This window comes from Paenibacillus tengchongensis, from assembly GCF_008973665.1.
GTDB classification, from domain to species: domain Bacteria; phylum Bacillota; class Bacilli; order Paenibacillales; family Paenibacillaceae; genus Paenibacillus_AQ; species Paenibacillus_AQ tengchongensis.
This window is the reverse complement of record NZ_WACP01000011.1, coordinates 1-12546: the sequence shown is the minus strand read 5'-3', so window position 1 is coordinate 12546 and position 12546 is coordinate 1. Positions and strand designations below refer to the sequence as shown.

The following is a 12546-nucleotide window of genomic DNA, read 5'->3' as shown; positions in this document are numbered from 1 at the left end:
GATGGCAGAAGTAAGGGTTAATTTACAAATTATGGACCATTAACCTTCGATCCAGAGCTCCTTTTCCAGTGCTGAGCGATGACCGGCCTCAAAGCGGATAATCTTGGCCGGCGTACAGTCGAGGAGTTCCCGCTCGTCTTCCTGCGTCTCCTGATCCCTTCCCGCAGCCCGTTCTTTAATCTTCGTAACCAGCTCTTCGTCCAACTCCAGCTCAAGCTGTTCCGCTTCCGCTGCATCCACGATCCGCAGCGGCACCGTCCAGCTTTCACTGCTAAGGTTACCGGCAGCATCTTCTGTATCAAGCCGGAGGATAACTGCAGTTATCCCGCAAGCTATCGGATGTTCGGTATATACTGCAAACAGCAGCTCACTGGATGAATCGGGATACGGCAAGATTCTTCTTCCGCTGCTATCCATCCTGCCCGCATCGTCACCGTCGCCGGCGTATATCCCCGCAGGCAGCTGTAGCTGCAGCCATGCAGCTTTGATGCCGGCCATCGGCGGCACCTGCACCCATAAATGGTTCATTCCCTCTTCATGCTCCAGCAGCGGTTTTACCCAGCGGAAATACACATTCGCAATGTGTTCACTCACTACTGCTTCTCTCCTTTCAGTACTTTCCCCAGGGCAGCCACAATTTCTGATCTTAGCTCTGCCGGTACGCGGGGGGTTAGGGTCAGCATGACATCCTCACTAAGCACCAGCGTTTCATTGGCCAGAATATGCTCCGGCTGAAAGAAGCGCAAGCGCTCGCCCAAGCCGGCGATTTCCGCTTCCGGCATCGTTTCCAGCTTACTTTGGATTTGCGCCAGGGTCTCTCCGCTTTTGGAGAGCGTCAAGATGGCCCGCAAATGGTCCAGATGCCGTCTGGTGTATACCCGCTTATTCCCGGCCAGCTCCAGCGGCGGAAGCATGCCGAGCTGGGTATAATAACGCACTTTCCGGAGATTCATCTCCGGGTCCTCCTGCTGCAGAATATCGGCGAGCTGCTGTGCCGTGTAGATATCCGTTGTAGTACACCTCCAGAGTGAAATTACAGTTCAGTGTTATAGTTACAGTATAGTGTAACTATAAGCTGAAAGCAAACAAAAAGGCATCCCGCACAGGGATACCTCTTTAACCGTTTTCGCTTTACCCATCGAGACGCTGCACATTGAAGAGCCTGGCATAGCTGCCCTCCAGCTGCATCAGCTCTTCATGGGTTCCGCGTTCAGTAATCTCACCGTTCTCCAGTACGATGATCTGATCGGCATGGGTGATGGTGGATAACCGGTGGGCAACTATCAGCGTCGTCCGCTCCGAAGCCAAAGCTGCAAGAGATTGCTGGATCAGATGCTCCGATTCCAGATCCAGCGCCGAGGTTGCTTCATCAAGAATGAGCACCTTAGGGTCCTTGAGGAACACGCGGGCGATAGCCACCCGCTGCTTCTGGCCGCCGGACAGCTTCACGCCGCGCTCGCCGACCTCGGTATCGTACCCCTCCGGAAGCTGCATGATGAAGTCGTGGGCATTCGCCGCCAGCGCAGCCCGCACGATCTCTTGCTCGCCGGCGTCCGGGTTCCCGAACAGAATGTTGTCCCTGACTGTTCCGCTGAACAGAAAGTTGTCCTGCAGCACCATGCCGATGCTCCGCCGCAGGCTCTCCTGCGTCAGCCCGCGCACATCCTGCCCGTCCACGCGCAAACTGCCTTCCGAAATATCGTAGAAACGCGGGATCAGGCTGATGAGCGAGGATTTGCCGCCTCCGCTCATCCCCACGAATGCGACAGTCTGGCCCGGACGGATCTGCAGACTGATATCCTTGAGCACCCAGTCCTGGTCTTCGCCGTATTTGAACCAGACCCGCTCGAATTCGATGGAGCCGGCCGGTTTCAGCAGCGGCCGGGCAGCCGGACTGTCGGTAATATCGTACGTCTCAGAGAGCAGCTCCATCACCCGTTCGAGCGAGGCGGAAGCCTGGGTCAGCACGGTCGAGGAATTAATCAGCCGCCGCAGCGGCGCATACATCCGGTCCAGGTACCCGAAGAAGGCGACAAAGGTCCCCAGCGTCAGGTTCCCTTGAATAACCTCATATCCGCCATAGCCGATGACAAGCAGCGGAGCAATGTCCGTCAGTGTGTTGATAATGGCAAAGGTTACAGCGTTCCAACGCGTATGGGCCATGGCTTTGTTCAGAAATTTACCATTGATGCCCTCGAACTGCCGCTTGTCCACCTGCTCCATCGTAAAGCTACGGATCACGGAAATGCCCTGAAACCGCTCGTGCAGATAACCCTGAATGCCTGCCAGCGCCTGCGAGCGGTCCTTCGTGAGCAGCTTGAGCCGTTTATAGAGCAGGTTGACAGCAATTCCGTAGAGCGGCAATATGGCGATCGAGACGAGGGCCAGTACCGGGTTCAAATAAAACATGAAGGCGAGCGCGAACACAAGCGAGAACATATCCAGCCAGACGTTCATCATGCCCACCTCGACGAGGTTCTTGGATTGCTCCACGTCGTTGATAAACCGCGAGATCGCTTCGCCGACCTTCGTGTTCTGGTAATACCGCAGCGAAAGCCGCTGCATATGGGCGTACAGCCGGTTGCGCATATCGAACAGCACCCTGCTGGTAATGTACTGGGCGAAATACTGCCGGTAGTATTCCACAGGCCCGCGGACGATGACAAAGAGCAGCAGTGAACCTCCGAGCACCGTCATTAGCTTCGAGATACGTTCCTGCATGGTCAGAACCGTATTGCTGAGCAAGTCGTCGACTACATATTTCAGGATCAGCGGAAGCGTCAAAGGAATGGCGAACTTGATCATTCCGATGAACAGCGTGAGCACAATCCACTTCAGATACGGCCGGACAAAAGGATAATAGGATTTCCAGAGTTTCACAGAATGTTACGTCCTTTCCGTTGTTACTTGACTGGGTATGGTTGACATTTGGGCCGCACAATGTTTTTATATTTTTAAGATCAATTGCAGGTTGCAGCACCGAAATTCAGGAGGATAATGATGTCCAGACAATTTGTGACGGAAGCCGTCATGATGGCAATCTACGGCCAGCTTCTTGTGCCGAACAGCCATGTAGAATATATCGTGCCTTACACCACCGTAATGGAACTCTACGAGCTGCGCGACAGCGACGAGCCATTAATGAACCGTGCGGATGATGACCGCCATGTCAAGCGCAAGATCAGCGAGCTGATCGCCTACTTTGAAGAGCCGCTCAATGCCAAGAAAATTAACCGCTGCCTTAGTGTTCCCTGGACGAAGAGCTCTGGCATACTGCTCGGCAACCAGGCGCAGATCACCATCATCAACAGCGTGGACAACGCTACCTACGGTGAGCTGTTCGACCCTATCGAGACCGAGCTGCTGCTGGCCTCACAGCGGGAGAAGGCGCCGATTCTGACCGACCAGTTCGAGCTGATCCAGCGGATTATCGAAGGCGGCGTGCCTGTTCAGGTATACGATATCGACGATTTTGATTTCGCCATGGAGGAAGAGACCTTCCGCAGCTCGCACTGAGCTTCCCGGCAGCGTTAAGCAGAATAAGCCCTTGCCTTCTCCTGGAGGCAAGGGCTTATTCGTTCTTTCCGCTAAGTATTTCTGGCGCTCCGGCACCTCAGCAGCGGTTATTCCTGCACGCCTCCGGCTACGGCCACAGGCTTGTAATTATATTCGATATCGTCTTCGGCCTTCGAATATTCAATGGCCAGACTGTATCCTTCCATATACCACAAGTCCTGTTCTTCCATATAAAATACAATGCCGCCCGCCTCGGTCTCTACCGCCGGGCGGGCCGGACGCTCATTTGCGATTCCCAGTGAAAATCCGGGATGAAGCCCTCCTCCCGAACTGTAGCGGGGAAACAAGCGGATATAATCCTTGTCCTGAAGTCCGAGCTCCCGCCGGAACCAGGCGGACGCTTCGGGGCTAACGGTCATAATCATCGTGGTCAACTCCTCCATATGCAGTTATCATAACCCAAATCAGCGTGATTCCAAACTTCGCCTGCTTTCTATCTTACCGCTATTTCGCAATATGTTCAAAATTATGTTTGACAATTCTTTTAAGTGGATGATAAGATCGGAACAGAACTTGAGCGATTTCAAGTTATTACCAAACTGATGAAAGGGTGAGCATGGTGTTTACTATGGTTAAATTAGATGATCAATACTTTGCCGGCAATAACCAACCGAATATCCATGCAGCCCGAATAGTGGAATCCTTCTGAAGCGACAGCTGCGCCGGAACAGGCGCGCTCCTAGTTGCAAGAATGCTAATTCCATGCTCTGCGGCTGCCATAATCACCGCAGACATGATAACCGCTGTATCAACACAGGCGTATCGTCCGTTTTCGGATGGTATGCCTTTTTTGTTGCCAACCGGTATGTTCCGCTATCTTCAAGTTACGTAAGCCCTCAATACAAAGACAACCAATATCAACCCGAAAGGAAGCGATTCACTTGTTCTCCGTTCTCCGTGACCTCGGCTGGTTCTTCCGCCGGGAAAAAAGGCGTTACGCCGTGGGCATGATCCTGCTAATTGTGGCAGGCGTACTCGAACTGCTGCCGCCCCGTCTCCTTGGCAACGCCATTGACGAAATTGTGTCCGGTTCGATTACTACCGGCTCACTCCTGACGTACGTCGGCCTGATTCTGGCCCTGCTGCTCCTCATTTACTGGATCACCTACATATGGATGCACAGCCTGTTTGGCGGCTCTAATCTAGTGGAGCGTCTGCTACGCTCACGCTTTATGAACCGCCTGATGACCATGACGCCAGCGTTCTTCGAACGCAACCGCACAGGCGATCTGATGGCCCGTGCGACCAATGACATCCGCGCGGTCTCGACCACCGTAGGCTTTGGGATGCTGACACTTGTCGATTCTACCATGTACTTCACGGTTGTGCTGATGGCGATGGGCTTCCTGGTCAGCTGGAAGCTGACCCTGGCCGCCGTCCTGCCCCTGCCGCTGATCGCCATTGCCATGATCTATTACGGCAAAGCTATCCATGACCGTTACAGCCTGGCCCAAGACGCCTTCGGCGACATGAACGACCAGGTGCTGGAGTCGGTCTCGGGGGTCCGCGTCATCCGCGCCTATGTACAGGAAAGGCTGGACGAGAAGCGGTTCGCCGACATTACTGAGGATGTTTACCGCAAAAATATGGCCGTGGCCAAGGTAGACTCCTTCTTCGAGCCGACCATCCGCTTCTGTGTCGGTCTGAGCTATATTATTGCGCTGACTTACGGCATTTATCTCGTATTCCGCAACCAGATTACCCTTGGCGACCTGGTATCCTTCAACATGTATTTGGGTATGATTGTGTGGCCGATGTTCGCCATCGGCGAACTGATCAACATTATGCAGCGCGGCGGTGCCTCGCTGGAGCGGATCGACGAAACGCTGAACACGAAGCCGGATGTCGAGGATGTGCCGCATCCTACAGCTGTAACTGAACCGAAACGGATTGAACTGAAGGACGTTACCTTCCGTTATCCGACCTCGACCGTCGATAATCTCAGCGGGGTCAGCCTGATGCTGGAGAAGGGCCAGACCCTCGGCGTCGTTGGACGGACCGGCAGCGGCAAATCGACGCTGCTCAAGCAGCTGCTTCATGAATATCCGACCGGCCGGGGCGAAATCCTCATCTCCGGTGTACGGATTGAGCAGATTGCGCTGGAGCAGCTGCACAGCTGGATGGGTTATGTCCCGCAGGAGCAGATTCTGTTCTCCAAGAGCGTGCGCGAGAACATCCAGTTCGGCTATGCCGGCGCAGACGATGAGCGGATTATGGCCGCCATCACGGCAGCGGCATTCCAGAACGATCTCGGCACCCTTTCGGACGGCCTGGATACCCTGGTCGGTGAACGCGGCGTATCGCTTTCCGGCGGACAGAAGCAGCGCGTATCCATCTCGCGGGCATTCATCGCAAACCCGGAAATTCTGATTCTCGATGATGCCCTGTCGGCCGTCGACGCCCGGACCGAAGCGCAAATTATCGAGAACATCCGCCGGGAACGCTCCGGTAAAACGACCCTGATCTCGACCCACCGGCTCTCGGCCATTGAGCATGCCGACCATATAGTCGTACTGGAAGACGGCCGGATTACAGAGCGCGGCACCCATCAGGAACTGCTGGCACAGAACGGCTGGTACCGTGAGCAATTCGACCGTCAGCAGGTTGAGAATAATCTTACGAACGAATAATCTGCATCCAGCAGCATAGGAGGTGTCACCGTGACACAGAGTACAGGCAAACGCCTGCTGCAGTACGCCCTGACCGCCAAAAAAACCTTTATCGCCGCCCTGCTCCTGCTAACCATCGGGGTAGCCGCCGAGCTGGCCGGTCCGTTTATCGCCAAGAGTATGATCGACAATCATATGCTGGCTATCGAAAGGCCCTACTTCGCCACAGATTCTTCCGAAGAGGCAGCACAGTATAATAACCAATATTATAAACGCGGCGACCGCTTCGCCGAAGGAGAAACGAAAGGCCAAGAGGTGCGGCTGCTGCAGATTGGCCGAAGCTTCTATTTCATTAACGAGCCTGTTGCGCAGCAAAGCGGCACGCGGGCCTACAGCGACGGTATGGTGAAGATCACGAACGGGGATACCGAAGCCGTCTATCCGGCCGTGAAGCTGTCGGCGGATGAGCTGTTTGCTTTTTATAAACCCGAGCTTCCCGGCATTTATGAGCTGGTCGGATTGTACGCGGTCTTCCTGGTGATTTCCATCTTCGCCGAATTCGGCAAAACCTACTGGCTGCAGTCGTCGGCCAACCAGGTCATCCGCAAGCTGCGGACCGATGTGTATGCACATATCCAGCGCCTGCCGGTTTACTTTTTCGACAATCTGCCTGCCGGCAAGGTCGTCTCCCGGGTCACCAACGACACAGAAGCGGTTAAGGATCTGTTCATCGCCGTATTATCCAATTTCAGCTCCGGCATCATCAATATCACCGGCGTGTATATCGCGCTGTTCCTTCTGGATTGGCGCCTGGGTCTGGTCAGCCTGTTCATTGTGCCGATTATTATCGTCTGGATTGTGCTGTACCGGAAAATTGCCACCAAATACAATACCATCATCCGCTCGCGGCTCAGTGAAATCAACGCCATTATTAACGAGTCGATTCAGGGAATGTCCATCATCCGGATTTTCCGCCGCCAGAAGCAGAGCTCGGAAGAGTTCGAGCGGCTGAATGACGACTATATGACCTATCAGAATAAGATGCTGAACCTGAACGCCTTCACCTCGCATAATCTGGTCGGCTCGCTGCGCAATTTCGCATTCGTCATGATCCTGTGTTACTTCGGCTTCGGCAGCATGGGCGGTTCCACCTTTGTGTCGCTGGGCGTACTGTACGCCTTCGTCGACGTGCTCGGGCGGCTGTTCCAGCCGATTACCGGAATGGTGAACCAGCTGGCCAACCTGGACACCTCCATGGTCTCCGCCGGACGCGTCTTCAAGCTGATGGATGAGCCGGGAGAGCCGGTTACCGATGGTTCCATGCCGCGCTACAAAGGAAATGTGGTCTTTAAGGATGTTTCGTTCGCCTATAAGCAGGACTTTGTACTGCGTGACATCTCCTTTGAAGCCCGTTCCGGCGAGACAGTTGCTCTAGTCGGACATACCGGCTCCGGCAAAAGCTCCATCATCAACCTGCTGTTCCGCTTCTACGATCCGCAGCGCGGCAGCATCACGATCGACGGGCAGGAGGTCAAGGAGATTCCGAAGCAGTGGTTGCGCAGCCATATGGGCATCGTGCTGCAGGACCCTTATCTCTTCACCGGGACAATCGCCAGCAATGTAAGCCTCGGCGATGAACGGATCTCCCGTGAACGGGTAGAGCGCGCACTGCGTGAGGTCGGAGCCGACAAGCTGCTGGCCCACCTGCCGAAGGGCTTTGACGAGCCGGTGGTCGAGAAGGGCAGCACCCTTTCCGCCGGACAGCGCCAGCTGATCTCCTTCGCCCGGGCGCTGGCCTTCGATCCGGCGATCCTGATTCTGGACGAAGCGACATCGAATATCGATACCGAGACGGAAAGTCTGATCCAGCAGGCGCTTGAGGTGCTGAAGCAAGGGCGAACCACCTTCATCATCGCCCACCGCCTCTCCACCATCCGCAGTGCGGACCAGATTCTCGTGCTGCACCGCGGCGAGATTGTCGAACGCGGCAGCCACGACGAGCTGATGGCGCTGGGCGGCAGATACTTCCGCATGTACCAGCTGCAGCTCGGTGCCGGTGCTTCCGGACAGCCGGAAGCTGCGCCAGGGGAACACTCAGCCGCACGGCTGCAGCCGTCAATTAACGAAGGCTGATTCATTTAAGAACAGAGGCAATTCTAACAAGAGACAGTTCCTTATGGGGGAGCTTGTCTCTTTTTTTGATGCAAAGATTAGCTATAAAGGAAAGTTTCCATAGACACAACGCAGCCGGGCAGTTATGATACCTGCAACTAACAACGAGTATACCTTCTTAATGAATAATGATAATGAGGAGTGAAGATAACGATGTCCACAGCGGTAACCCGCTATTTCGACCATGCCGTTATGCCGGTGATCCGAAAACAATTTCCTGAGGCTGTTCCCGAGATGAGTCTCATGATCCTGGGCTCTGTCGGGCTGGGGATCGATGATCCCCTGTCCGATCTGGAAGCGGCCGTATATTTGCCCGATGACCGCTGGAAGGCCTATGGAGGACAATTGCAGCTGTCGCTGAACGGGCTGTTGGCCCGGACAAACCCTTGGAAGCAGGAAGGCTCTGTGATCTCGGTCCTTCCCGTGTCCTGGCTGCTGGACGGGAAGGCTCAGGCATTCCTCGAAGGCTCCGGCGATCTGCCATGGGAAAGCGTGTCCTTTGAATCATTATTCACGGTCCAGTACAACCGGATTGTTCACGATCCGCAGGGTATTCTGCACCGTCTAAGGTCAGCTACTGCTCCTTCCCTCTATCCGGAACCTCTCTGGAAGAAGAGCATCCTCCGGGCACTGCAGCAGTTGATCGCGGAGGATTATGCCGAACTGCGTTCTTGTGTGTTACGGGAAAGGCTGGCTGAAGCGCATCTGATTTATGGCCGGGTAATCGAGGGCTTGTTCCGGCTCGGGTTTGCGGTATTCCACCGGTATTACCCGTGGCGGACGCATTTACGGTGGGCTTTCGGGGAACTGCCGGATGAAGCAGCAGGCTTCACTTCCGCTCTGGATGAGCTTGCCGCATCGGAGCGCTGGAATGAGCGGGTAGAGATCATAGCGGGCTTGATCACATCTTATAAAGCTTTTATTACGGGGCATATGCTGCTTCCTGAGGTGAATCTGTACAGCGGGAATCCCGGCGAAGAACTGCTGTGGGCAGAGCGTCTTAGCGCCTGGGAACATCCGCAGTGGCGGAACTGGATCGACGACTGCTCCAGGAAGGCTGTCCAGAACGGGTATTCCGCCGAACAGTTCTGGGTGTGGAGCTTATGGGGCTGGAACAAGGAGGCGGACCAATAATAAGCTGCTGGCTATCAACGCTTTTGTCAGCTTAATTTATATATAATGTACTGGTTCAAGGAAATTCCCTCCTGCCGCGCTTTGATGGCAAGCTTCTGATGCAATGACCGGGGAAGATGCAGCATAAGCTGCCCGCTATACACCGATTGGGGTTCAGGAATCAGTTCACCGCGTTCATACCGGATCGAAATCCAAGCCAGCTTAGCATCCGTCATATTAGAGACTAAGTCTTCGATCGTATCTCCTTTGCTTTCGCATCCATTAAGCTCAACATAATTCCCATAGAAATAGTGTCCCAACTCATCATGAATTTCCCGGATTTCCAAGGTGTAGGGCAAGTTCAAATAATATTCTAAGTTGTTGTCCATCATAAAGTTTGTCATCCCATCGTCGCCTTTCTTATTATGATACATCGGTATTCCGTTCACTGGGCCTATATAATAATAACATGCTTTCCTAACAAAATCCCAGATTCGTGAGGGGTATACTGTGCTTCATCCATAAAATGATCTCCGTAACTGGTGAAAAGGGTAGTGCAATCTTCCATTCTACGTTATAATCGTGTGAGCTGCATACATTACACCCCAGATTAAGGAGGACTATCCCGATGACCATTAAAGTTGGAATTGCCGGTTATGGCAACCTTGGAAAAGGCGTTATTCATGCCCTGGAACAAAATCAGGATTTTGAGCTGGCAGCCGTATTTACACGCAGACAGCCGGAACAGCTTCATTCCGCTCACCCCGGAGTGAAATTTGAGCATATTTCCGCAGCGGAAAGTTATGCAGGTAGCATTGATGTCATGATATTGTGCGGTGGCTCCGCTACCGATCTGCCTGAGCAGACTCCAATGCTTGCCAGGATGTTCAACACAGTAGACAGCTTTGATACCCATGCCAAAATCCCGGAATTCTTTGAAACCGTCGATGCCGCCGCCAAAGAAAACGGCCACCTCAGCGTGATTTCCACCGGCTGGGACCCGGGTCTCTTCTCCTTGAACCGGCTGCTTGCCGAAGCCATTCTTCCGGTAGGAACGGATTACACATTCTGGGGCAAAGGCGTCAGCCAAGGCCATTCCGATGCCATCCGGCGTGTACCTGGCGTCAAGGGCGGCGTACAATACACCGTTCCTGTACAAGAAGTGATCGAACAGATCCGGGCAGGCGAAACGCCCGAGCTGTCCACGCGGCAGAAGCATCTGCGCGAATGTTATGTGGTGGCCGAGGAGCACGCGGACCAGGAAGAGATTCGTCAGGCGATCGTTTCGATGCCGAATTATTTTGCCGATTACGATACGACCGTAACCTTCATTACTGAAGAGCAGTTGCGCGAAGAGCACGGAGAAATGCCGCATGGCGGCTTCGTCATCCGCAGCGGAGTGACCGGACAGGGCAAGAAGCAGATTGTTGAATTCGGCCTCAAGCTGGACAGCAATCCTGAATTTACGGCCAGTGTGCTGGTGGCTTATGCCAGAGCGGCCGTCCGCCTGAACCGTGAAGGACAAAGCGGCGCCAAGACCGTATTCGACATTCCGTTCAGCTATCTGTCGCCTAAATCGGCGGAAGAGCTCCGGCGGGAGCTGCTGTAATGATGTCAGTCCTTTTGTAAGTACAACAGCGCTGAAATAACAAGGAGCGGTCCGTTGGACCGCTCCTTGTTCCATTTATACAATCATATCTCCGATTCCGTTTCTCTCTATATCTGACTTCATTTGGAACACAGGCTTGAACTTGGTATAATGATCTGCCCATATCAATAGGTCGTCACCCGTAACGAATTGGTCGACAGCTCCGGGAATCTCCAAATGCTGAAGCTCCTCCGGCAGGGAGTACAGCAATGCCTGTTCTATATAATCATAAGAGTAACTTTGCATCCCCCTCTTTAACGGCACAGAAGCTTGAGGTTCTACAGGCCCCGTTACTCCGAGCTTGTTATGGATATCCACCACTTCATTCAGAACGCTTTCAATGAGTTCAACCGCTCGCGATACATCAGCTTCTAGCACAGCGCTTTCAAGCTGACCGGCGAGCCGCTCTGCCAAGGGGCTGCTCTGCAGAAGTTCCCTGGAAATCCACTTGTAGGTGCCGGGTCGGTATTTCCTGTTGTACAGAAAGATCAGTTGGACCACTTTCTCAGCCATTCTATTGATAGCCAGCCGTGCCGAGAACGAATCGCCTCTTCGGTCAGCCAGCCTCGCGATGTAGAGGGGTTGAAGGGAATTCCAGGCGTACTTCAGTTTAAAGCGCCATATGTCGTCCGGGAAATAGGAAAGCACCTTGCGCAGTTCCGTAATCTCCTCGACAGGATCCGTAAAAATTCTTCCTCTCGTCCACTCCAGCAGCTTTTGCTCCGGGATCACCAGCCAATCGAGCGTTGACAGCTCCGGTGTCTGCACACCCAATTGCACATGTTTATGCCGCTTAACCGTTGTAATGGCGACATGATGGATATTGCGGTTACCGTTATAAGGAACCAGCACCTGATGATGATCATCCAGCGAGAAGCGGGCGGGCTGCCCTTTGAATAACATTGGCAGTTCTTCATCGAGCGCTTGGTTCAGAAGGCCCGCATAGTCTTGGTAATCTGATTCCTGTAGCCATAGGTGACATCTCGCCCCCCACTCATGGTCCGTTGACAGGTCATCGTCATGGCCGAGCACATCTGAACCATATCCGATCAATCCTGCAGCATGCCGCTCAAGCAGCTGTGGTAAACGCCTGGCAATGATCGGTCTCACAATTTCCCAGTAAAACGCTTCACTCAAATCTAATCCCTTCAAGCTAATCTCCAGTCCATGCAGAGGGTGCGCACCCGCATCATTTTTTACCGGTTAACTCATCTTAGCATTTCCAGGAAAAATTACTAGACTATTCTTTCCGCTTCAGTTATCATTTAGTTTGAGGTCTTGGTAAAATATACAACTCATTTTTTAAAAGAGCCTGGTTATCCAGGCTCTCAGGCTGTCGAGAAAGTCTCGACAGCCTTCTTTATGGAATATTAATTTCACACGACACCGCGTTAATGTTGTATAATATAGGAAACTACTCATGAACGG

At 53.5% G+C, this 12546-nt stretch carries 11 protein-coding genes; 5 read left to right on the top strand and 6 right to left on the bottom strand.

Annotated features, from left to right (window positions below):
• Positions 1–39: 39 nt before the first annotated feature.
• The 3 genes from F1381_RS18110 to F1381_RS18100 all read right to left on the bottom strand — a co-directional run bounded on the left by F1381_RS18110 (position 40) and on the right by F1381_RS18100 (position 2880).
• The gene (locus F1381_RS18110; RefSeq protein WP_151736253.1) at positions 40–594 is read right to left on the bottom strand and encodes a hypothetical protein; all 555 of its coding nucleotides are present in this window, start codon (positions 592–594) and stop codon (positions 40–42) included.
• On the bottom strand, positions 594–953 hold the full coding sequence (locus F1381_RS18105; RefSeq protein WP_246188094.1) for a MerR family transcriptional regulator: 360 nt from the start codon (positions 951–953) through the stop codon (positions 594–596). Before F1381_RS18105 ends, F1381_RS18110 begins: the two co-directional genes overlap by 1 nt.
• Before the next feature lie 178 nt (positions 954–1131).
• On the bottom strand, positions 1132–2880 hold the full coding sequence (locus F1381_RS18100) for an ABC transporter ATP-binding protein (protein ID WP_151736251.1): 1749 nt from the start codon (positions 2878–2880) through the stop codon (positions 1132–1134).
• 120 nt (positions 2881–3000) lie between these two features.
• Between F1381_RS18100 and F1381_RS18095 the strand changes: the two genes are divergently transcribed.
• Positions 3001–3516: an ADP-heptose synthase gene (locus tag F1381_RS18095; RefSeq protein WP_151736250.1), complete on the top strand. Its 516-nt coding sequence runs from the start codon at positions 3001–3003 to the stop codon at positions 3514–3516.
• Positions 3517–3623: 107 nt separating this feature from the next.
• Here F1381_RS18095 and F1381_RS18090 read toward each other — a convergent pair whose 3' ends face one another.
• Complete coding sequence (locus tag F1381_RS18090) at positions 3624–3941, bottom strand: HesB/YadR/YfhF family protein (protein ID WP_151736249.1); 318 nt, start codon at positions 3939–3941, stop codon at positions 3624–3626.
• A gap of 516 nt (positions 3942–4457) precedes the next feature.
• Between F1381_RS18090 and F1381_RS18085 the strand changes: the two genes are divergently transcribed.
• The 3 genes from F1381_RS18085 (at position 4458) to F1381_RS18075 (ending at position 9491) form a co-directional block, all read left to right on the top strand.
• Positions 4458–6206: an ABC transporter ATP-binding protein gene (locus F1381_RS18085; protein WP_151736248.1), complete on the top strand. Its 1749-nt coding sequence runs from the start codon at positions 4458–4460 to the stop codon at positions 6204–6206.
• A gap of 30 nt (positions 6207–6236) precedes the next feature.
• Positions 6237–8318 (top strand): ABC transporter ATP-binding protein, encoded by a 2082-nt coding sequence (locus tag F1381_RS18080; protein ID WP_151736247.1) that lies wholly within the window; start codon positions 6237–6239, stop codon positions 8316–8318.
• A 192-nt stretch (positions 8319–8510) separates the two neighbouring features.
• Positions 8511–9491, top strand: a complete 981-nt coding sequence (locus F1381_RS18075) for a DUF4037 domain-containing protein (protein WP_151736246.1) — start codon at positions 8511–8513, stop codon at positions 9489–9491.
• A 26-nt stretch (positions 9492–9517) separates the two neighbouring features.
• On the opposite strand, the gene F1381_RS18070 is transcribed toward F1381_RS18075, so the two are convergent.
• Entirely contained in the window at positions 9518–9862 is a 345-nt protein-coding gene (locus tag F1381_RS18070) for a toxin-antitoxin system HicB family antitoxin (RefSeq protein WP_151736245.1), read from the bottom strand.
• A 230-nt stretch (positions 9863–10092) separates the two neighbouring features.
• On the opposite strand from F1381_RS18070, the gene F1381_RS18065 reads away from it, so the two are divergent.
• Positions 10093–11079 (top strand): diaminopimelate dehydrogenase, encoded by a 987-nt coding sequence (locus F1381_RS18065; protein ID WP_151736244.1) that lies wholly within the window; start codon positions 10093–10095, stop codon positions 11077–11079.
• Positions 11080–11154: 75 nt separating this feature from the next.
• Here F1381_RS18065 and F1381_RS18060 read toward each other — a convergent pair whose 3' ends face one another.
• Positions 11155–12255: a DUF4037 domain-containing protein gene (locus F1381_RS18060; protein WP_187355433.1), complete on the bottom strand. Its 1101-nt coding sequence runs from the start codon at positions 12253–12255 to the stop codon at positions 11155–11157.
• Positions 12256–12546: the final 291 nt, after the last annotated feature.